The sequence below is a fragment of the Agromyces sp. NPDC057865 genome, from assembly GCF_042796995.1.
Classification (GTDB): domain Bacteria; phylum Actinomycetota; class Actinomycetes; order Actinomycetales; family Microbacteriaceae; genus Agromyces.
Map to the genome: position 1 here is coordinate 848,617 of NZ_JBHVMJ010000002.1, position 19,236 is coordinate 867,852.

Sequence of the window (19,236 nt, forward strand, 5' to 3'; positions counted from 1 at the left end):
CTACGAGGATGCCGCCGCCCCGCGCCGCGCGTATGGGTAGTCGTTGCTCATTCGAGACTGCGCCCTACTCGGCGCCCGCTCGCGCGGACGACCTCAGCGCCCGTTGACCTTCTCGACCCGCATCACGAGGATCACGCAGTCGGCCTGGTCGGCCGGCGCCGCGGCATCCGGCTCGCCGTAGCGGCTCGCGAGATGCACGTAGAAGGCGCCCTCGGGGTCGGGCACGACCTCGGCGAGGCGGCCGCGCACCTCGACGTAGCGGTGCGGGTTCTCGGGGTCGAGCGCCTCGAGCGTCATGCCCGGGTGGTGCTGCAGGTTGCGGAACTTCGCCCGCTTCGTCGTGTGGGTGAAGCGGATGACCCCCGCTTCGCGGTCGAACTCGAACCACATCGGATTCACCTGCACGCCGCCGTGCTTGCGGACGGTGGCGAGATGCCCGTACGCGGGCGCGTCGAGGATGCGGGCGAAGTGGTCGGTGAGTCCGTGGGTCATCGCTCCAGTCAAGCGCACCGCGGCATCCGTCTCGTGCACTGCGGATGCCGCAGGATCAGCGGAAGCGACCCGGTGTCAGTCGCCCGTCCAGGGCGCGCGCCAGCCGCCGAGGTCGGCGGCGACCGACTCGGCCTCCGGCGGACCCCACGTGCCGGGCTTGTAGGTGTGCACGGGCGGCGGCGAGTCGAGCAGCGGCTGCAGCACGCGCCAGGCCGCCTCGACGGTGTCCTGCCGGGCGAAGCGCGGGGTCGCGCCGATGAGGGCGGCATGCAGCAGCACCTCGTAGGGGGTGGGCCCGTCACCGCCCTCGGACGCGAACTCCATGTCGAGCTGGACGGGGCTCGGGAGCGGGGCATCCGCTCGCTTCGCATTGAGCACGATGCGGACGCCGGTGTTCGGGTCGAGCCGGAAGACCAGTTCGTCGGGGGCGGTCGAGGCGTTCTGCATGCCGAATCCGAGCTTCGGCGACGGCTTGAAGACGAGTCGCACCTCGGTCTGCGTGAGCGGCAGCAGCTTGCCGGTGCGGATGAGGAAGGGGACGCCCGACCAGCGCCAGTTCTCGATCTCGAGCTGCAGCGCCGCGAACGTCTCGGTCGTGGAGTCGGGCGCGACGCCCGGGAGGTCGTGGTAACCCTCGAACTGGCCGCGCACGTAGGTGCGCGGGTCGGCGGGCGCCATCGCGCGGAAGAGCGAGGTCTGCATGTCCTGCAGCGTGGTGGGGTCGCCGCCCGCGGGCGCCTCCATCGCCATGGCGGCGACGACCAGCATGAGGTGGTTGACCACGACGTCGCGCAGGGCGCCGACGGGGTCGTAGAAGTGGCCGCGGTTCTCGAGTCCGAACTCCTCGGCCATCGTGATCTGCACGAACTTCACGTAGTTGCGGTTCCACACCGGCTCGAGCATGGTGTTCGCGAACCGCAGGTAGAGGATCTCCTCGAGGCCCATCTTGCCGAGGTAGTGGTCGACGCGGAACAGCTGCGACTCGTCGACGTACTGGTGCAGGTCGGCGGCGAGCGCGCGGGCCGACGCGAGGTCGTGTCCGAACGGCTTCTCGACGATCACGCGGGCGCCCGTCACGAGCCCGGCGCCGGCGATGCCCTTGACGACGGTGGCGAACATGTTCGGCGGTATCTCGAGGTAGAACACCGGATGCTGCTTGCCCTCGATCGCGGCGGCGACCTTGGTGAACGTGCTGTCGTCGGCGAAATCGCCCGAGACGTAGCTGAAGCGAGCGGCCAGGCGGTTGAAGACGTCCTCGTCGAGCTGCTCCCCCGTCGCGACGATCGACGTGCGGGCGTATTCGATGAGCTGGTCGACGGTCCAGTCGTCGACGGCGACGCCGACGATCGGCACGTCGAGCATGTTCCGGCGCTCGAGGCGGTAGAGCGAGCGGAACGTCATGACGCGCGCGAGGTCTCCCGTGAGCCCGAAGATCACGAGCACGTCGCCGCGGGCGCCCATCCCGGCCTGTCCGCTGGCGAACATGCGGTCGGTCGGTGCGGTCGCGGTGGGGGTGCCGGCGGGCGGTGCGGCATCGGGCGTCGGGTTCGTGGCGACCGCGGCATCCGATGCCCCTGCTGATGCCGTGCCGTTCGATGCATCCGCGTTCGTTGCCATCGTGGCCCCCCGTCGCTCGGGCGGGCTTCCAGCGCCCGACCGCTCGTGGCCGATCGTCCCACGGCGCGGGCAGCGCCCGCCAGTGCCGGAGAGGGAGACGCCTAGACTGAACGGGCACTCGCGGGAGTGGTGAAATCGGCAGACACGCAGGATTTAGGTTCCTGTGCCTTCGGGCGTGAGGGTTCAAGTCCCTCCTTCCGCACTCACCCCTACGCGCCGCCTCGCCCGACTTTCCGGGGCATCTGGGCGCGCTCTTGAACAGCTCTGTTCATAAGGCCGGGTCAACTGTCGACCTCGGGGCATTCTCCAGGTCAGACGGCGTATCAACGCAGTCACGCCGCCAGCCGCGAGGTAAATCGGGGCGGGATCCGCTTTCGGACATCCGGTGAGGGACCGGCTATCGGGCGCCTGTCGCGACCGCGACCATTGCGAGCGCGCGGACCTCTTCGCTCGACGGCAAGGCCTGGGTGAATTCACTATTGGGCTGCATGCCGGACTGCTCAACTTGTGCCGGGTGGCACCAGATGGAAGGCTGCCTCGGGTGAGAACGGTGTCGCCTGGTTCGCCGCTTGTGAGCGGCGAGCTCCAGGTCTTCCGCTGGGTACGGCGCAGGTCCGAGAGCTTGTCGTTCTCGTGGCTCCCCGGCCGGGAAACGAATCCGTTGCTCGATGGCTTTGTCGGCGTTGTCGGCTTCAGCGACCAGCCCAAGCTTGGACCGGCCGTGCTCTACGACTGTCCGATCGAGTCCGCGCTTACAACTTCAGTAACGCAGTTCAAGCGGAACAGCAGCCCATGGTTGGTGCGGCTAGGGTCACGGAGGAGTGAAGAGCTTCATGACCAGTCCTGGTTCCGCCGACCCCGGATGAACCCGCCCGAGTTGGAGGCGGCGCTCGCGCGACTGAAGGCGGACCCACCGCCTGGCACCTTCTTCGACGAGTACTGGACTCGGGCCCAACTCGAGAACCGCGAATGGTACTCGGTGCACGGCCTCGCGAGAACTGGCGATGGCCTCCGCGAGGTGATCGTGCTCTGCTCCTGCTCGGATGACCTACCGACAATGTGTGCTCGTGCTGCGCTAACCCAAGTCGAAGACGAACTCGGATACGACTTCGAGGTCTCCGAGGTTTACCGCACCCACGCCGTCGGGCCAGCCGTGAGTGGCATTGGCGCGCTCCATATCCAACGCAGGATCGACTGAGGTCCCGGACGGACGGACGAGGATCCCCGAGTGCGATGGCGCCGCCAGCAGTCGATGCTCTATCCCGACCATGGTTGGCACCGATCGGCGCCAAAGCTGAGGGCACGGTCGAGCGTAGAACGAGCGACTCTGCGCCGTGCTATTGAGTCAATCTCCGCGATGATTCGATCGATGTGGTCCGCCTCCGCGCCGATAAACTCCTCGTCCTCGAAGAGCACGAAGCGTCCGCATTCCAGGCCGAAGGACCAGTCATAGTTGACGTAAAGCACCACCCTCGCCCTCGCGGGTTCCGGGGCGTGAATTCCGCGATCGTGAAGTGCTGTTGGTCTCTCTCCGGCGTCAGTTCGACCGCGACGGCGGGATGGAGCGCAACGACGCCGCGGGCCACCGCCTCCGCCAGGCATGCGCTACTTCGCTCGTCGTCCACCAAATGAGGATCGTACGGTGCCCGCGGCGAGGGGGAGGCGGTTCGCCAGCGATGTCCGCAAGCGGATCCCCTTGCGATCCTCCGTGGCAGGACCGGCTTACGGCCGGACTCGGCAGTTGTTTCGGCTACCAGGGAGTTCCGCGGTTCCATCCCGGCTTCAGGATCAGCCGGTCGTCGTGGTCGCGGTGCCGGCACTGCTCCGCGAATAACCTGGCCGCACCCGAATCGGCAAGGAGACCCGAGTATTCCTCATCGCTCAACGCGTAGTACTCCTCGTAGTCAATCAGGCTGCTCCCAACGGGGATCGAGAGATAGGCAGTAGCAGACTCCTCCTCGACTCCGAGGGAGTAGCGATAGGCCTTATCGATGAAGGCGTCCACGAACCTCACCCCCTAACGGTACGCGGGCGAAATTCTACATACTCGAGTCGGAGTCGTACCGGGACCGGGTTGCGGCACTCGCCTGATTTTCGGCCCCGTGAACGGAAAACCGGAGCGGGCTCACAATGGGACTGTGATTGAATCTGGACCTGCGATGTGCCTCACCGAGGAGACTGTCGCCCTTGTCATGCACCTATTGATCTCCGGAGAAATAACGCGTCCCATCGCATGTCGATTCGTAGCCCCCTGGGTTGAGGGAGATCTACCATCGAGCGGCAGGGCGCACTCAGGTGCCCAGTATGTGCATGGATTCGATCTCGTGGGCGACGCGGGAAGTCGCGTTTGGCATGCGCCCTCGTTCGACGACGATCATGAGTACATCCTTGATCGAGATGAGATGGTTCGCCGATGCGAAGCATGGTTGGCGAAGTCACAGCTCACGTAACACCAGCAGTGACGCTCTCGCTCCACGGGGCGACCAGCTACCGGACGTGCCGCTCCCACTTCCTCAATGCGGGTTGCGACGTCATGAGGTACCGCTCGAGTGTCGGTACGCAGTTTGGTTTCTCGCCCCAACCGCTCGCGAAGCCGTCGTACCGATCGTCGAGGTCGACGAGGTCCTGAGCCCAGGCCGGTCCCTCGTGCCCGATCTTGTAGTGCGCCCATCCGGTGAGCTCGCGGATATCCATCTCCCCACGGAGCACCCGTTCCACGTGGTGGCGCGTCACCAGGTGGAGTGCGTCGTCCTCGGTTAGCTCGCCGACGTCGACTCCCGCCCAGGTCAGTGCGGATTCGATCAGAGCACCTAGCTCGAAGACGTTGATGTCGGGGGCTACTCCGGCAAGTTCGCGCAGCGGTCCGCTGTCCTGGCCCTCGACCAACGCGCGCGTCGCAGCATCGATGGCGGTCGGCGCTTCATCGCTCTGCAGCTTCCAGAGTGCTCGGGCGACGATCAAGTCGAACAGACCGGTAGATTCCGTCGCAGCGTCGCTACTCACCGCGCCAGTCTGCCGTCAGCCGCAGGTATCTGTGATGGATCCCTCTACGGGTGCAGACAGCGTGTTCACCGGACTCGCGCCATCCGGACCGCACCTAGAAAGGGTCACGGACGATGTGGACGCGATGCCTCACGGACTGCATAAGACGAATCGGAACGAAATCGGCTCTACGCATCGAGCCCTCCTCACGAACTGACAGACCCAACACCCGCTGCAGCGCGGCGGTGATATTCACATCCAGCCAACCGAGAAAGGTGCCGAGACCGACGCGAGCACTCCAGCTGACGATGACCAGCCACAGCACGAAGCCCACCGGGAGGACGATCCACAGCAACAGCCCTCGTATCACCAACAGGGCGAGCACACCCGTATCGCCGAGTGCTTCGCGCGTGGCCCGTTCCATGACGCGAGCGTACTGGCAGACGGCGCCAGGACGGCCCTCGAACGGATCCGCTTGCGGACCTCCGCAGATGGACCCGCCAACGAGACGTTCGCCGCCAAACTCGATAGGGCTTCGCGCTCTATGCCGGCGCCATCGCGACGGCGTATCCCCGCTCGGTCAGGTCCCCCCGCAGCGAGCGCTCAAGCGCGTGGCGCCCCGAGAGGGTGTCCCATGACCACGCGGGGGCCGCGGGGCCATTCGCTCGCAGCACAAGGGGAATCTCGAAGAACTGGTCCTGTGCGGCGATCACGATCGACAATGCACTGGCCGCCGGCGACAGGATTACCACGTCGACGTCCTCGATCGCCCAGCGCCCAAGAGAATCACCGTCACGCTTCATTGCCACCAGCGCCGTGTTCCCGATTACCAACATGGACCGCCCCCAGGGGGTCGTTCCGATTCGGTAAACCGGTGCTCCGTATTCGCGGGCAGCGCGTCGTTCGTGTGGAAGCGCCAACGGCAGCGCGATGAGAAAGACGATTCCCGCCCCACCAAGAACCATCATCACGATGCCGGGCATGGGAACGCCCCAGATCACGCCGACGTCGCCGTCAAGCGCCAAGAACCAGATGAGAATTCCAACACCGAACGCAAGGAACAGAACGAACGCAGCGCCCGCCACGACGTGCCTGCTCCGTCTCGAACGCTGAAAGAGCGCGTTCACGTCAACTGCGAACGCATCTGAATCGGAAGCGCCTAACCGAGACGATTTGATCATCGGTCTGACCCGAACCGCTCGATCACTGCCACCATGCGAACCCCGCGCATCGTTCCGGTGGAGGCGAACGCACCGCTGCCGCAGTGCGCGCAGTCCGGATCCTTCTCCATCCGATCTGCATTCATCGTTCGAAGAGCCTAGGCGATGAAGACCCCATTGATTCGACGCTTCGCTCCCCCGCTGAGGGACCGGCTAGCGGGCGCGCCGCGCTCGGTCTCTGGAGAACTGGTCATGCCCCGCACCTGGTATTGCATCAATTCTCTCGGCCAGTTCATCCACCCGGTGACGATTAAGGGCACCGCTCGCGCGTAGCTGTTAGCGTCGCCTCGACGCTGTTGCTGAGGGAGATCGGACTGAGGTGCTGCTTCGCTTGCGCGAGATTTCGCATATCGATGTCCCGGACCTGTTCTTGCTCGCAAGCGGGGTCGGGATCGCCACATCGATCATCGCCTGCGTCACCCAGCTATTCATCGGGACCCCCAACCCGCTGCTTACGCTGGGTTTCCTTCTGTATGCGCTGCTGATCGCACTGCCCATCTGCGTGATCGCGAGCATCCTCGCACTCAGTGCTGGACTGGGGTCGCGAGCGCTCACCGCACGGCTCGTTCCTTCGGTACGCACGGAAGCCATCATGGGCGGGCTTGGTGTGGTGGTGACGGGAGTGGCGGTCGCCCTCGTCATGGCCGGCCCTCTGGGAGGTTTCGGTCCTGCGTTCTGGACAGGAATCGCGGCGTCTGCAATCGGAGGAGTTGCATTGGTCGTCTGGGCTCTCCGCTGCTCGCGCTTGGAGTAGCTCCGCACCACCCCACGCCGGCCTTCCGATAGCCATCGCGGTGCGGGATCCATGAACGGGCACCAATTCCGCTCCCGTTGAACCGGTGTCGCTGCGCTGACCGGAGGTCTCTCCGCGGGCCACTACAGGCCCGTGCTCCAATTCATAAGTGAAGAATTGTTCAGGCAGGGGGCCTCGCCCGAGGGCGAGGCCTACCTGTGTCTCCTGCCGCTAAACCTTCTCGAGGATGCGGTCCGATGTCGCCTCTTCGGTCGTGCGGTCGCGCCGATCAATTCGGACAGTCCAGAATCTCAGAAGTTCTGACCGGACCCGGTTCTCCGGGCGCCGTTCAGGCACTCTCCTCCGGAGATCTTCTTGAGCGACATCCTTCTGCACACTCTTCTCGACATCCTCGTACCACGCGTAGCACATCACCAGCCTCCTTACGGTGGACGTCCTTCAATCGTCCTCCGATCTGGCTGCTTAATCGACACTTGGCATTCGACTTTCGAGAACGGGCCGGACTGCGGATCGATCATCGACAGGACCAGCATGGACGAACCGGAAATCGCATCACGAGCTCCCGAGTACCGCCACGGCCACGGTGATGCCACCAGGCCGTGCAGCGATCATCGACATCGCGATAGCCACCGCGTGGCGCACGCCCTACGTGACCGTGGCCGCCTGGGAGCACCCCATCGTTCCGCGTTACTCGACAAGATCGGCTCACCGGCCTCCGAGCGGGCGTTTGACCGCGTTCATGCGTCGGTTGCCAGATCGAACCCATCAGCGGTCCATCAACGGACGTCCGCAGGCGGATCCCTCAGAGCGCCGGTGAACATCTCTGCGGGTGCTCGAGCGGCTCACGGGCGTCATTCAAGCCACGGTCGGTTGCCGCTGGTGACGGGTCACTTCAATCGTCGGAGGCAACCACGACGTGTACCGTTCCGCGGCTGCGATCAATCACGACGAACTCGTGGAACCCCAAACCGCCTGTTGCAGCCCCGTAGTCGTGCACCGCGTCGTCGCCGGGATTCGAGAGGGTGAACACCTTCCCAACCCGTAATAGGTCGAAGACCGGCTGGAGGCGTCGAAGAACGTCGGGCGGTTGCCGATAGGACGAGTCGATCCAGTCTTGATCGTTGGCCCATGATCTGATCGGATCCGTTCCTCTGCCTCCGCTGCCGTCGTGGGCTCGAAGCTGCCCGCCTGGATCGCATTCAGCCACCAGCGTCCGTGGACGGGAGGGTCGACGAGTTGCTGCTCGATCTGGAGGGGGGACGCATAGTCGTCCGCGTACCCAGGGCTTGCGATCAGGGCGGCGATCGCGGACATGTCGTCCTCGGGAGGTTTCCCGAAATGAGTCACTTGCACCCACATGAATGTGTGCTTGTTGAGGTGCACGATATCCGCTCCGATAACGGGAAGTTCGTCCACGTCCCGACTGTACATTCCTCGTTCGTCCCGTGATCGCACCCGGGCTACCCGCGATGTACGAACTGAAGGGCAATCGCTTGAGCGCAACCAGGGTGAGCTACCGCTGGGGGATCCCCTTCCGCCACCTGACTGGTCGCCAGCCGAGCGCAAACCCATGGTTGCTCAGCGCTTGCTCGCAACGAGTTCGGTGACGATCCGCTCGAGACCCGGCATGCCCGGCGCGGCCGCGATCTCAGCTTGGAGCGCCTGCGCCCGGTCACGGAAGCTGGGTTGGGTAAGCACGCGATCCACGCCTGCGGCGATCTGCGCCTCGGTCGGCCTGCCGCTGCGCAGGTTGACGCCCGTTCCCGACCATTCCACGCGACGCGTCGTTTCCATCTTGTCTTCGGTGTCACCGGCCACGACCATCGGCACTCCGTGTCCGAGGGCGAAATGCAGGCCGCCGTAACCGCCGTTCGTGACGAACACATCCACTTTGGGCATGAGATCGGCGTATGGCAGGAACTCCGCGGCGCGCGCGTTCGCCGGTAGCGGCCCGAGCCTCTCGACAGGCACTCCGCCGGTCGAGACGACCACGAGCACGCGTCGATTGGCGAGCGCACGCACTGTCGGCAACGCGAGTTCCTCCAGATCCTCGTTCGCCAACGTGCCCTGCGAGACGTGGATGACGGGGACGTCGTCGTCGAGGTCGCCCCACCATTCCGGGAGTTCGGCCACACGCTTCGGCGCACGCATCACCGGCCCGACAAAGCTGACGTTCACAGGCAGGTCGCGGCGTGGGTACTCGAATCCGGCGACGGTGAACTGCGCGTAGTGATCGGCGTTGGCTGCCCCGTCCATGAAGAAGTCGTGCACGTCGGCGCCAGTGAGCGTGCGCATCATGTTCTCGACTTGCCGCTGCGGGCCGCGCAAGACGACATTCTTGGCGGCCCAGTTCAGGAACCGGTTGCGGGCTCTGCCCACGAGATCGGTGCGGGGCAGGATTCCGAGTCCCCACGGAGCCGTGTCCACGCTCGAGAGACCGAGGGGGAGGATGCCGCAGGTCACCACCGGGGGGCGGGGCCGGTCCGAGACCGCGAGGGCCCCGGCACCGACCACCGTGTACTCGGGAAGTATTGCGTCGGTCCGCTCGGCTGCTATCGCCTGCCGCAGTGCGGCGTATTGCGCGGGCGCCGGCGCGATGAACAGCCGGTCGACGCTATGCGCGATCGCCTTGACGCCCGTCGGACGACCACCCTCCGCGAGATCTTGGGCGAGCAGGGCCTGGTGATCGACCTGAGCGTCCGCTGGCCAAGGCAAGAACTCCGCCCCCGTCTTGCGCACCGCGTCGGCGAACCGATCGCCCGCGAGGAACCGCACGCGGTGCCCCGAGCCTATGAACTGCTCGGCGACGCCCAGCATGGGCGCGACGTGGCCGTCCGCGACGTTCGCTGCGAGCAGGATTGATAGCATCGCCCGAACCTCCTCGGCCCACTTGTCGTCAGGAGAATGCTGGCGCTCACACACAAGAGCGTCAACGGTACGACAAGCTCAGCAACGTGCGCTCGGAGCCCGGTCCGCAACGTGGGCAACCAGATCGGTGGTGGTGAGTCTGCTGGCCACATCGCTTGGGTGACCGATGTGGTCGTCTGGTTCCGGGACGGCCGCTTCGACTCGTAAGTTTGGCGCATGCAGCAGACTGTTACCGTCATCGAGACCGGCCAGCAGACCTCCAGCCACCTTCAATCGAGCCTCTCGACGCAGATCGCATCGATGACCGCGAAGGGTTGGTCGATCGTAAGTACTCTCGGTGTTCAGCCTCTGGGAGAGCGATGGCTTCGGTAACGGGGTCCTGGCCGTCTGGTAGCGACCGGGGTGGACAGAATCCGGCGATCGACCGTGGTCGTCATCCGGCGATACTGGTTCCATGAACTCGACCCGCGGCGGCCTGCCCCTGCTGATCGGCGGCGTGGTCGCGGCCGTCGTCGGCGTGGTGCTGACCGTGATCGACCAGCCCTCCCTCTGGTACTTCGCGCTGTTCGCCGCCGGCACGGTCGCGGCGCTGGTGGGCGTCGCACGGATGTCGCACGCCCGGGCCCAGCGACGGCGCAGCATCGACGACAGCCAGGAGGACGAGCAGGACACGCCGAGTTGACGACCGATGGGCCGGCGACGAGCGCCCGTCAGTCGTTGCCCGCCGACGTCTGCTGCGTCACCTCGCCGGTGTTCAGGTCGTCCATCAGGGTGGGGATGGAGGTCGCGACCGCCAGCACCACGATCACGGTCGTGAGGAACGCGAGCAGCAGCCCGCCGGCCGCTCGGTCGGTGAGCCGGGCGCCGGTATGGTGGCCCTCCGTCAGTTCGTTCATCGGGTTCGTCTCCAGTTCGCGTTCGGGTCACGCAGTCGGGCGACGAAGCCGCCCAGTTGATCCAACCCTGTTCTGGGGTCGGTGCACGAGCCCTTGACAGGCACGGACCCGGCGGATCAGAGCCAGTGGCGTCGCTTGAAGAGCACGTAGATGATGACGTCGACGACGACGATCACACCGGCGATGACGACCCAGCCGAACTGCCACTGCACGAGCGGCAGGTCCTTGAAGTTCATGCCGTAGAGGCCCGCGATGAGGGTCGGAAGCGCGAGCAGCGCGGCGAAGGCCGAGATGGTGCGCATGTCCTTGTTCTGGCGGGCGGAGACGTTGTTCTCGTGGCTGGAGAGGATCGCGTCGAGCGCCCGGCTCTGGTTGTTGATGAGCGCGGCCGTGCCGGCGGCGTCGTCGAGGAGGTCGCGGAGGTAGGGCACGATCTCCTCACGTCCGACCTTCGTCGATTCGAGGTGCCGCGTGCTCTCGCGGAGGGCGGCCGCGATGCTCGAGACGGCGCGGTCGATGCGACCGATGTCCTTGCGGATCTCGTAGATGCGGCGGTGGTCCTCGCTCGTGCCCTCGGAGAAGACCTGCACCTCGAGCTCCTCCAGGTCGGTCTCGACGTCGGCCGCGGCCTTCGCGTACCCGTCCACGAGGTCGGCCATGATCGTGTAGGCCGCCTTCATCGTCTCGTCGCGGAGCTTCGCCGGAGTGTGATCGAGGAGCTCGCGGAGGTCGGTTGCCGCGCCATCGACGCTCCGCTGCACCGTGAGCAGCCAGCCGTCACCGATGTAGAGGAAGGTCTGCCCGAGCACCAGGTCGTCGGTCTTGGTGCTGTACAGGATGCCCCAGAGCAGCACGAACAGGTGCCCCTCGAACTTCTGCACCTTGGGCTGCTGCCGACCCGACACGACGTCGGCCGCGGCGGTCGGATGGATCCCCAGCGCGCGCTGTGTCTCGTGGATCGTGTCCTCGTCGGGATCGAGGAGCGAGAGCCACACGAACGCGTGCTTCCGCTTGGCCGTGCCGATCACGCGTTGGAGGTCGTCGGTGTGGAGTCCGTCGAGCTCCTCGATGTCGGGCGTCAGGAGGTAGGCCCGGAGGGACTGGGGCGGCGCCTCCGCGGCATCCGATTCGGTCTGCTTCGGGTCGGCTCGCGTGTCGGTCATCGTGGTCCTCCTCCGGGCCGTCGCGCTCGGTTCCGGGTGTGACGGCCGAAGTCGAGGTCCGAACCAGCCCAGCATGCGCGACGGAGTCCCGGAACGGGGTTGCGCTCCCCCGATTACGGTGGAGGGCATGCGGGCAGGGCGCACGATGCCGGTTGAACGCGCGCGAGGCGCGGCCACGTGACCGACGCGGCGATCGAGGCCTTCGTCGAGCGTGTCGCGGATGCCGCGGCAGGGCCGAACAGCGCGAACATGTTCGACCACGCGGACCCGTCGAACGCCGTGCGGCGGCGCAACCTCACCCGGTACTTCGAGCAGCTCGCCGAGCGCGGCGCGTCGACGCTGCTCGTTGGCGAGGCGCCCGGATACCGCGGGATGCGGATCACGGGCGTGCCGTTCACGAACACGGCGATCCTGGCCCGCGGCATCCCGGAGTTCGGCCTGCTCGGGACCGCGAACGGGTATGCCCTGCCCGACCCGCTGCCGACGGTCGCGGCCGAGCCGACGGCGACCGTGATGTGGACGACGCTCGTCGAGCTCGACTTCGTGCCCGTGATGTGGAGCGCCTTCCCGTTGCATCCGCACCGGCCGGGCGCGCCGCTCACGAATCGGAAGCCGACGGCCGCCGAGACCGCCGCCTGGACATGGTCGTGGCAGGAGCTCGAGCGGATCCTCCCGATCGAGTCCGTCGTCGCGGTCGGCAACGTCGCCGCGGAGGCCCTCGCCCGGGCCGGCCGCGCGGAGCCCCGCGTGCGGCACCCCGCGCACGGCGGCCGCGCCGAGTTCACGCGCGGGCTGCGCGAGCTGCTCGACGATGGCGTGATCGGGTAGCGCTGTTCTAAAATCGAACACGCCGTTCGACTACCGAAGCAGGAGCCCATGCCCGCCGCCACTGACGAGACCACGCCCGGCACCCAGTCGCAGACGCTGTCGCGCGGCATCCGGGTGCTCGAGATCCTCGCCGACGCGCGCGAGCCGCTCTCGATCGACGAGCTGGCGCAGCGGCTCGGCGTGCACCGCTCGGTCGCGTACCGGCTGCTGCGCACGCTCGAGGCGCACCGCCTCACTGTGCGCGACGCGCGCGGACGCATCACGCTCGGGGCCCGGCTCGCCGCGCTTGCGGCAGGCGTCGCGCACGACCTGCAGGCCGAGGCGCTGCCCGAGCTCACCGCCGCGGCGAACGACCTCGGCATGACGTGCTTCCTCGCCGTGCTCGACGGCGACGAGATCGTGACCCTCACGAGCGTCGAGCCGCGCCACGCGATCGCGTCGGTCGCGCAGCGTCCGGGCACGCGGCACTCGATCGGCGTCGGCGCGCCGGGCAAGGTCATCCGCACCCTCACGCCGCAGGGCGAGTGGGGCGAGGTGGATGCCGCGCATCGGGCGGAGCTCGAGGAGGCCCGCACGCAGGGGTTCGCGATCAGCCACGACGAGGTCATCCCCGGCCTGCGGTCGACGGCCGTGCCACTGCAACTGCCGAGCGGACAGCCGGCCGCACTCGCGGTCGTCTACGTGTCGAGCGGACGCACCGACCCCGAGATCGCCGAGCGGCTCGCGGGCGCGTCGCGGTCGATCCGCAGCGCCCTCGGCGCTTGAAGGTCGAATCCTCGCTCACGCCGTCGCCGGCTGCGCCTCCTTCGCCGACAGGATCGGCCGGAAGAACGCCGCCAGCTCGTCCGTCGCCGCGAGCCGCAGCACGTTCGCCACGTACTGGTCGGGGCGCACCACCACGACGGCTCCCCCGCGGTCGATGCCGCGCTGCTCGAAGACGTCGTCGGCCGGGTCGGCGGCGTACACCTTCTCGTAGTCGGTGAGCTCGAACGGCCCGCTCGTCGGCAGGAACGCCTTCGGCACGGCGCCGAGGTCGACGTCGGTGTAGGCCTGCTGGTAGACGACCTTCACGTCGAACCACGCGTCGCGATCGGCCCACTCGGGCGTCGCCGCGATCGGCGAGTCGGGTGCGGTCGCCAGCCACTCGGCGAAGTCGGCGACGGCGGATGCCTCGCCCGCGCGCGCCGCGTCGGCGAACACGTAGATGCGCCACCGGCCGTCGGCCGTCGCGTGGTGGCCGAGGTGCACCGGGTTGCCGTCGCACACGCGCGTGACCATCGCGGACTTGAACCGCTTGCCGATCGGGTAGCCGTCGGCGAGTGCCTGGTGCTCCCCCGCCCCCACGATGAGCGACGGCGAGTACTGCGTCATGAAGCCGGCCGGGAACTCGAACGTCGCCGCGTAGAACTCCTCGAGCTCGTCGGGCGACGAGAACTCCTCGGGCTTCTTCGCCATCATCGACGACCACTGCTTGTCGAAGTCGATGAGGCTCTGCGCCACGACCTGGCGCTCGGCGGAGTACGTCGCGAGCAGCGCCTCGGGGGCGCGGCCCTCGAGCACGTGGCCGAGCTTCCAACCGACGTTCCAGCCGTCCTGCATCGACACGTTCATGCCCTGGCCGGCCTTCGCACTGTGCGTGTGGCAGGCGTCGCCGGCGATGAACACGCGCGGGGTGCGGGTGCCCGCGGCATCCGTCTCGACGTCGTCGAACCGGTCGGTGAGGCGGTGCCCCACCTCGTAGACGCTGTGCCACGCGACGTCCTTCACGTCGAGCGTGTAGGGGTGCAGGATCTCGTTCGCGCGGGCGATGACCTGCTCGATCGTGGTCTGGCGCACGTGATGGTGGTCGTCGAGGGGCACCTCGCCGAGGTCGACGTACATGCGGAACAGGTAGCCGCCCTCGCGCGGGATGAGCAGGATGCTGCCGGCCTCGGACTGGATCGACGCCTTCAGGCGGATGTCGGGGAAGTCGGTGACCGCCAGCACGTCCATGACGCCCCACGCGTGGTTGGCCTGGTCGCCGGCCATGTGGCATCCGATCGCCGAACGCACCCGGCTGCGCGCGCCGTCGGCGCCGACGACGTACTTCGCGCGCACGACGCGGGGCTCGCCCGCGTGCTCGCCGGCGGTGCGCACGAGGTGGACCGTGACGGGGTACTCGGCGCCATCGGCCTCGTCGGCGACCTCGAGGCGCTCGAACTCGTAGCCGTAGTCGGGCTTCGCCCGCGTGGGCGACTTCGCCATGACGTCGCCGAAGTAGTCGAGCACGCGCGCCTGGTTGACGAGGAGGTGCGGGAACTCGCTGACGCCCGCAGGGTCGTCTGGCGTCCGCTTGACCCGCACGATGCGCGACGGGTCGGCGGGGTCGGGCTTCCAGAACACCATCTCGGTCTGCCAGAACGCCTCGGCGATGATCTCCTGCGCGAACCCGAACGCCTGGAACGTCTCGACGCTGCGCGCCTGGATGCCGTCGGCCTGCCCGATCTCGAGCCGGCCGGGGCGGCGGTCGACGATGCGCGTCATCACGTCGGGGAACTGCGACAGCTGCGCGGCGGCGATCATGCCCGAAGGTCCGGCGCCGACGATGAGCACGTCGACCTCGTCGGGAAGCTCCTCGGGCCGGTCGAGGCCGACGCCCGCGGCGGGCTTCACCCGGGGATCTCCGGACACGTAGCCGTGGTGGTGGAACTGCACGGGCTCTCCTCACTCCATCGTGTGGCAACGATCGGTGTTCGATTATCGAACATGACATTCACATATCGCGCAGTTCGATGGTAAAGCCCGTCACCGCGTCGAGCAAGCCGAGCGGATGCCGCGCCGCCGAGGACCCGACGCGGCATCCGCTCGAGCCCGTGGACGCACGACGAAGGGCCCCGGTCCGCCCAGAACCGGGGCCCTTCCTCGCGCCGCATGGCGCGTGCCGGATGCTACGCGGCGGGCGTCAGTGCTCCGCTGCCCACGCGCACCCAGGCGGACTCGTGCTCCGAGCTCTGCTCGACCGCGGTGAGCACGCGCTGCACCTGCAGGCCCTCGGCGAACGTCGGATGCGGATCGACGCCCTCGACGATCGCCTCGACGAGGTCCTTCACCTGGTGCGAGAATCCGTGCTCGTAGCCGAGCATGTGCCCGGCCGGCCACCACGCGCCGACGTACGGGTGCTCGGACTCCGTGACGAGGATGCGCGTGAAGCCCTGCGTCTGGTTCGGCTTCGTGCGGTCGTAGAACGAGAGCGTGTTGAGGTCCTCGAGGTCGAACGCGAGCGCGCCCTTGTCGCCCGAGACCTCGATCGAGAGCGCATTCTTGCGCCCCGTCGCGAACCGGGTGGCCTCGAACGAGCCGAGCACCCCGTTGTCGAACCGCCCGGTGAAGATCGCGACGTCGTCGACCGTGACCTCGCCGTACCCGGCGGTCGCCGTGCCCGAGAGGCCCGATCCGCTGCCGAGCAGCGGGCGCTGCTTCACGATCGTGTCGACGACGCCCGACACGCGCTCGAGCTTCAGGCCGGTCACGAACTGCGCGAGGTCGATCGCGTGCGCGCCGATGTCGCCCAGCGCGCCCGACCCGGCGTGCTCCTTCTGCAGGCGCCACGCGAGCGGCATCTCGGGGTCGACGAGCCAGTCCTGGCGGTAGCTCGCGCGCACCTGCGCGATGCGTCCGACGGCGCCCTGCGCGATGAGGTCGCGCAGGAACGTCACGGCCGGCACCCGCCGGTAGGTGAAGCCCACCATGGCACGGATGCCCCGGGCGGCCGCGCGAGCCGCGGCATCCGCCATCGCCTCGGCCTCTTCGACGGTGTTCGCGAGGGGCTTCTCGCACAGCACGTGCTTGCCCGCGTCGAGCGCGGCGATCGCGATCTCGGCGTGCGAGTCGCCCGGCGTGACGATGTCGACGATGTCGATGTCGTCGCGGGCGATGACCTCGCGCCAGTCGGTCGTCCACTCGGCCCAGCCCCATTTCGCCGCCGACTCGGCGACGGTCTCGGGGTTGCGGCCGACGATGACCGCCATGTCGGGCTCGGCCGGGAGGCCGAACACGCGCGGCGCTGTGCGCCAGCCCTGCGAGTGGGCCGCACCCATGAAGCCGTGGCCGATCATGGCCACGCGCAGCGGCCCCTGAGCCTGTCGAAGGGCGGTGCCCTGAGCCTGTCGAAGGGTCATGCGAGCACCACCGCTCGCTCGACGGGCACCCGGTTGGTGACGTAGCGACCGGGGCCGCCGTCCACGCCCGGCATGATCTGCATGTAGAGGAGGCGCATGGTCAGCACGACCTCGACGGTGAGCTCCTCGTCGCGTTCGGGGACACGGCCGAGGTCGATCAGCACGTCGGGACGGTCGGCGACGAACCAGAGCGTGTCCCACTGCTCGGGCAGCTCCTCGATGCGGTACTCACGGCCCGCCAACGCGAAGCGCAGCCGATCCTTCGGGATCGCCTCGCCGTTGACGGTGACGGCGACGTCGTCGACGGCCGAGAGCCAGAGGCTGCGGTACCAGGGCAGCTGCACCGAGACGGCGATGCCATGCCCGGTGCGGCGGACGTCCTGCTCGGAGAAGAGCGAATTGTGCGTGGCCATGGTTGCCTGCCTTACTTGAACGTGTCGGTGAACGTCTCGTGCGGCACGGGCGGTGTCGGGTCGAGCGTCTGACGGGTCGAGGGGTTGTACGGGTGGTACTCGGTCGGCACCGGCTCGTCGGCCGGCGGCATGAAGACGGGCCTGCCGTCGTCGCCGAAGTACATGAGGTCGAGGTCGAAGGCGGCCTGGTTCTTCTCGCCGAAGCTGATCCAGTCCTCGTGGAACGGGGCGCGCGCGAGCTCGTAGCAGCGGAACTTCCAGATCTTCCACTCGCCGTCCTGGCGGAGGAAGTCGATCGCGTACTTGCACCACACCCAGTGCGCCCAGACCTTCTTGCCCTGCACCTCGCCGGGCGAGTACATGTCGGGGAAGGCCGTCGCGACCTCGGGATCGGTGAGCCCCGATTCCGTGCCGGCCATGATCCACACGCCCTTCGCGGTCTCGCCGTCGGCGGCGACCTCGATGACCGGCGTGGTCGTCGCGTGCAGGATCAGCTTGCCGACCGGCGTCGGCCGCCCCTGGTGGTAGCGGATGACGCTGTCGTAGTCGGTGTACTGGCCCGCGTTCGTGTACCGCGCACGGATGCCGGGCGTGCCGCGCTTCACCCACAGCGGGATGATCTGCTCGTCCTGGAACGCGTTGTGCAGGTACATGTATCGGTTGAAGAGGTTCTCGACGTCGCCCCGGTCGGCGGCACGGCGGGCGAGCCGGGTCGCGTCCTCCACCTGGCCGCGGAGCCGGTCGATCTCGGCCTGCAGGTCGGCGACGGATGCCTCGGCCACGGTCGCTGAGCCTGTCGAAGCGTCAGACATGGGCGGCCTCCTTCGCGGCGACGGTGTCTTCGATGGCGCGCCGCATGAGCGTGTGCTGCTTCTTCACGAGGTCGATGGGGTCGGCTTCGCCGAGGTCGGCGAATGCGTGGCCCTCCCACTCGCTGGAGAGGTAGCCCGTGTAGCCGCCGTCGACGAACTGCTTCACGATGCGCGGGATGTCCATCGCCGGTTCGTCGCCGTTCGCGTCGATGTCGTAGAACTTCGCGTGCACGTGGAAGATCTGCGGCATGATGTCGAGCCACTCCTCCGGAGGCACGAGCCCGTGCATGTTGAACGCGAGCCGAGTGAACGGTCCGAAGGTGAGCGGGTCGACACCCTCGCCGGTGAGGTAGTCCTCGAACTTCTGGTTGCGCACGTGCATAGGGGTCGGCTCGTGCCAGATCTCCTCCATGACCGGGAAGTGCTTCTCGTCCATGCCCATCTGGTTCAACGTTCGCAGCAGCATGGGCGAGAGGCTGTGCATGGTCGACGAGAAGTCGGCGGTGAAGCCGAGCCGGTCGCTCTGGAGCTCGTCGTACATCTCCCGCATCTGCAGCACCGCGGGGTCGTTCGGCCCGGAGGGCGCGTGGATCTCGTAGCCGAGGTACTGGTCGTACTGCTCCGCGAGCGGCAGCAGGCTGCGCAGCAACTCCTTGCCGTGCGACCGGATGACGACCTTCTTGAAGCCGAGGGTGTGCGCGGTCTTCAGCTGGCGCGCGAGGAAGTCGTGCTCCTCGTCGGGCGTCATGTCGCGGTCCTTGCGGCGCCCCATGTCGAGGTTGGTGCCGACGGCGCTCGCCTCCAGTCCGTACTTCTCGAGCGAGTCGAACCAGAGCCTGACGAAGTCGGCATCCACGTCGGGATACGTGCGCAGCAGCTGGGCGATGTTGAACTCGACGCCCGGGCCGATGCCCTCGTCGTGCACCGCCTTGATGAGCGTCTCTGGGGTGTAGAGCCCTGCCGCGAACTCGCTGGTCATCGAGTACAGGGTGGTGCCCAGCTTGATGCCCGTTCCGGCGATGCCGTCGGTGATG

General features: G+C 67.4%; 20 protein-coding genes and 1 tRNA gene. 6 read left to right on the forward strand and 15 right to left on the reverse strand.

The genetic code is table 11. From position 1 onward, the window contains the following. Positions 1 to 93: 93 nt before the first annotated feature. Together ACFVN5_RS11600 and zwf are read right to left on the reverse strand one after the other, a co-directional pair. On the reverse strand, positions 94 to 492 hold the full coding sequence (locus ACFVN5_RS11600) for a PPOX class F420-dependent oxidoreductase (protein ID WP_376955287.1): 399 nt from the start codon (positions 490 to 492) through the stop codon (positions 94 to 96). Positions 493 to 567: 75 nt separating this feature from the next. Beyond that, positions 568 to 2,109: a glucose-6-phosphate dehydrogenase gene (gene zwf, locus ACFVN5_RS11605; protein ID WP_376955289.1), complete on the reverse strand. Its 1,542-nt coding sequence runs from the start codon at positions 2,107 to 2,109 to the stop codon at positions 568 to 570. A gap of 120 nt (positions 2,110 to 2,229) precedes the next feature. On the opposite strand from zwf, the gene ACFVN5_RS11610 reads away from it, so the two are divergent. Both ACFVN5_RS11610 and ACFVN5_RS11615 read left to right on the forward strand, forming a co-directional pair. Next, a tRNA-Leu gene (locus tag ACFVN5_RS11610) sits at positions 2,230 to 2,311 on the forward strand. A gap of 339 nt (positions 2,312 to 2,650) precedes the next feature. After that, entirely contained in the window at positions 2,651 to 3,307 is a 657-nt protein-coding gene (locus ACFVN5_RS11615; RefSeq protein ID WP_376955291.1) for a hypothetical protein, read from the forward strand. A 552-nt stretch (positions 3,308 to 3,859) separates the two neighbouring features. Here ACFVN5_RS11615 and ACFVN5_RS11620 read toward each other — a convergent pair. From ACFVN5_RS11620 to ACFVN5_RS11635, 4 genes are all read right to left on the reverse strand, one after another. Further along, on the reverse strand, positions 3,860 to 4,123 hold the full coding sequence (locus ACFVN5_RS11620; protein ID WP_376955292.1) for a hypothetical protein: 264 nt from the start codon (positions 4,121 to 4,123) through the stop codon (positions 3,860 to 3,862). A 473-nt stretch (positions 4,124 to 4,596) separates the two neighbouring features. Next, positions 4,597 to 5,112 carry a hypothetical protein gene (locus ACFVN5_RS11625; RefSeq protein ID WP_376955294.1) on the reverse strand — a complete coding sequence of 172 codons (516 nt, stop codon included), beginning with the start codon at positions 5,110 to 5,112 and terminating at the stop codon, positions 4,597 to 4,599. Positions 5,113 to 5,206: 94 nt separating this feature from the next. After that, positions 5,207 to 5,515, reverse strand: a complete 309-nt coding sequence (locus tag ACFVN5_RS11630; RefSeq protein ID WP_376955296.1) for a hypothetical protein — start codon at positions 5,513 to 5,515, stop codon at positions 5,207 to 5,209. A gap of 118 nt (positions 5,516 to 5,633) precedes the next feature. Then, positions 5,634 to 6,176, reverse strand: a complete 543-nt coding sequence (locus ACFVN5_RS11635; RefSeq protein ID WP_376955297.1) for a hypothetical protein — start codon at positions 6,174 to 6,176, stop codon at positions 5,634 to 5,636. Between the two features lie 454 nt (positions 6,177 to 6,630). On the opposite strand from ACFVN5_RS11635, the gene ACFVN5_RS11640 reads away from it, so the two are divergent. After that, positions 6,631 to 7,065 carry a hypothetical protein gene (locus ACFVN5_RS11640; protein WP_376955298.1) on the forward strand — a complete coding sequence of 145 codons (435 nt, stop codon included), beginning with the start codon at positions 6,631 to 6,633 and terminating at the stop codon, positions 7,063 to 7,065. 942 nt (positions 7,066 to 8,007) lie between these two features. Here ACFVN5_RS11640 and ACFVN5_RS11645 read toward each other — a convergent pair. Continuing rightward, positions 8,008 to 8,481 carry a hypothetical protein gene (locus ACFVN5_RS11645; RefSeq protein ID WP_376955299.1) on the reverse strand — a complete coding sequence of 158 codons (474 nt, stop codon included), beginning with the start codon at positions 8,479 to 8,481 and terminating at the stop codon, positions 8,008 to 8,010. Positions 8,482 to 8,643: 162 nt separating this feature from the next. Further along, positions 8,644 to 9,933 (reverse strand): glycosyltransferase, encoded by a 1,290-nt coding sequence (locus ACFVN5_RS11650; RefSeq protein WP_376955301.1) that lies wholly within the window; start codon positions 9,931 to 9,933, stop codon positions 8,644 to 8,646. A 454-nt stretch (positions 9,934 to 10,387) separates the two neighbouring features. On the opposite strand from ACFVN5_RS11650, the gene ACFVN5_RS11655 reads away from it, so the two are divergent. Next, a complete protein-coding gene (locus ACFVN5_RS11655; protein WP_376955303.1) occupies positions 10,388 to 10,615 on the forward strand; it encodes a hypothetical protein in 228 nt (75 codons plus the stop codon). Positions 10,616 to 10,643: 28 nt separating this feature from the next. On the opposite strand, the gene ACFVN5_RS11660 is transcribed toward ACFVN5_RS11655, so the two are convergent. Beyond that, on the reverse strand, positions 10,644 to 10,829 hold the full coding sequence (locus ACFVN5_RS11660) for a hypothetical protein (protein WP_376955304.1): 186 nt from the start codon (positions 10,827 to 10,829) through the stop codon (positions 10,644 to 10,646). A 116-nt stretch (positions 10,830 to 10,945) separates the two neighbouring features. Then, complete coding sequence (locus tag ACFVN5_RS11665; protein WP_376955305.1) at positions 10,946 to 11,992, reverse strand: CorA family divalent cation transporter; 1,047 nt, start codon at positions 11,990 to 11,992, stop codon at positions 10,946 to 10,948. 177 nt (positions 11,993 to 12,169) lie between these two features. Here ACFVN5_RS11665 and ACFVN5_RS11670 point away from each other — a divergent pair, with 177 nt between their 5' ends. Beyond that, on the forward strand, positions 12,170 to 12,820 hold the full coding sequence (locus ACFVN5_RS11670) for a uracil-DNA glycosylase (RefSeq protein ID WP_376955306.1): 651 nt from the start codon (positions 12,170 to 12,172) through the stop codon (positions 12,818 to 12,820). Positions 12,821 to 12,868: 48 nt separating this feature from the next. Continuing rightward, positions 12,869 to 13,585, forward strand: coding sequence for an IclR family transcriptional regulator (locus tag ACFVN5_RS11675; protein WP_376955307.1), 717 nt, complete (start codon positions 12,869 to 12,871; stop codon positions 13,583 to 13,585). A gap of 15 nt (positions 13,586 to 13,600) precedes the next feature. Here the strand turns inward: ACFVN5_RS11675 and ACFVN5_RS11680 are convergent, their stop codons facing one another. The 5 genes from ACFVN5_RS11680 to ACFVN5_RS11700 all read right to left on the reverse strand — a co-directional run bounded on the left by ACFVN5_RS11680 (position 13,601) and on the right by ACFVN5_RS11700 (position 19,235). After that, entirely contained in the window at positions 13,601 to 15,514 is a 1,914-nt protein-coding gene (locus ACFVN5_RS11680) for an FAD-binding monooxygenase (protein WP_376955308.1), read from the reverse strand. Between the two features lie 233 nt (positions 15,515 to 15,747). Beyond that, positions 15,748 to 16,914, reverse strand: coding sequence for a Gfo/Idh/MocA family protein (locus ACFVN5_RS11685; RefSeq protein WP_376955642.1), 1,167 nt, complete (start codon positions 16,912 to 16,914; stop codon positions 15,748 to 15,750). Positions 16,915 to 16,973: 59 nt separating this feature from the next. After that, positions 16,974 to 17,390 carry a DUF6379 domain-containing protein gene (locus ACFVN5_RS11690; RefSeq protein ID WP_376955310.1) on the reverse strand — a complete coding sequence of 139 codons (417 nt, stop codon included), beginning with the start codon at positions 17,388 to 17,390 and terminating at the stop codon, positions 16,974 to 16,976. Positions 17,391 to 17,401: 11 nt separating this feature from the next. Beyond that, entirely contained in the window at positions 17,402 to 18,202 is an 801-nt protein-coding gene (locus ACFVN5_RS11695) for a nuclear transport factor 2 family protein (RefSeq protein WP_376955311.1), read from the reverse strand. Then, on the reverse strand, positions 18,195 to 19,235 hold the full coding sequence (locus ACFVN5_RS11700; protein WP_376955643.1) for a sugar phosphate isomerase/epimerase family protein: 1,041 nt from the start codon (positions 19,233 to 19,235) through the stop codon (positions 18,195 to 18,197). Before ACFVN5_RS11700 ends, ACFVN5_RS11695 begins: the two co-directional genes overlap by 8 nt. Between the last annotated feature and the right edge of the window lies 1 nt (position 19,236).

What these genes read in the sequence shown, in the direction of transcription:
- ACFVN5_RS11655 (WP_376955303.1), top strand. Translation starts at nt 10,388, where the DNA reads ATGAACTCGACCCGCGGCGGCCTGCCCCTGCTGATCGGCGGCGTGGTC.
- ACFVN5_RS11695 (WP_376955311.1), bottom strand. Translation starts at nt 18,202, where the DNA reads ATGTCTGACGCTTCGACAGGCTCAGCGACCGTGGCCGAGGCATCCGTC.
- ACFVN5_RS11660 (WP_376955304.1), bottom strand. Translation starts at nt 10,829, where the DNA reads ATGAACGAACTGACGGAGGGCCACCATACCGGCGCCCGGCTCACCGAC.
- ACFVN5_RS11690 (WP_376955310.1), bottom strand. Translation starts at nt 17,390, where the DNA reads ATGGCCACGCACAATTCGCTCTTCTCCGAGCAGGACGTCCGCCGCACC.
- ACFVN5_RS11685 (WP_376955642.1), bottom strand. Translation starts at nt 16,914, where the DNA reads ATGATCGGCCACGGCTTCATGGGTGCGGCCCACTCGCAGGGCTGGCGC.
- ACFVN5_RS11630 (WP_376955296.1), bottom strand. Translation starts at nt 5,515, where the DNA reads ATGGAACGGGCCACGCGCGAAGCACTCGGCGATACGGGTGTGCTCGCC.
- ACFVN5_RS11650 (WP_376955301.1), bottom strand. Translation starts at nt 9,933, where the DNA reads ATGCTATCAATCCTGCTCGCAGCGAACGTCGCGGACGGCCACGTCGCG.
- ACFVN5_RS11600 (WP_376955287.1), bottom strand. Translation starts at nt 492, where the DNA reads ATGACCCACGGACTCACCGACCACTTCGCCCGCATCCTCGACGCGCCC.
- ACFVN5_RS11665 (WP_376955305.1), bottom strand. Translation starts at nt 11,992, where the DNA reads ATGACCGACACGCGAGCCGACCCGAAGCAGACCGAATCGGATGCCGCG.
- zwf (WP_376955289.1), bottom strand. Translation starts at nt 2,109, where the DNA reads ATGGCAACGAACGCGGATGCATCGAACGGCACGGCATCAGCAGGGGCA.
- ACFVN5_RS11675 (WP_376955307.1), top strand. Translation starts at nt 12,869, where the DNA reads ATGCCCGCCGCCACTGACGAGACCACGCCCGGCACCCAGTCGCAGACG.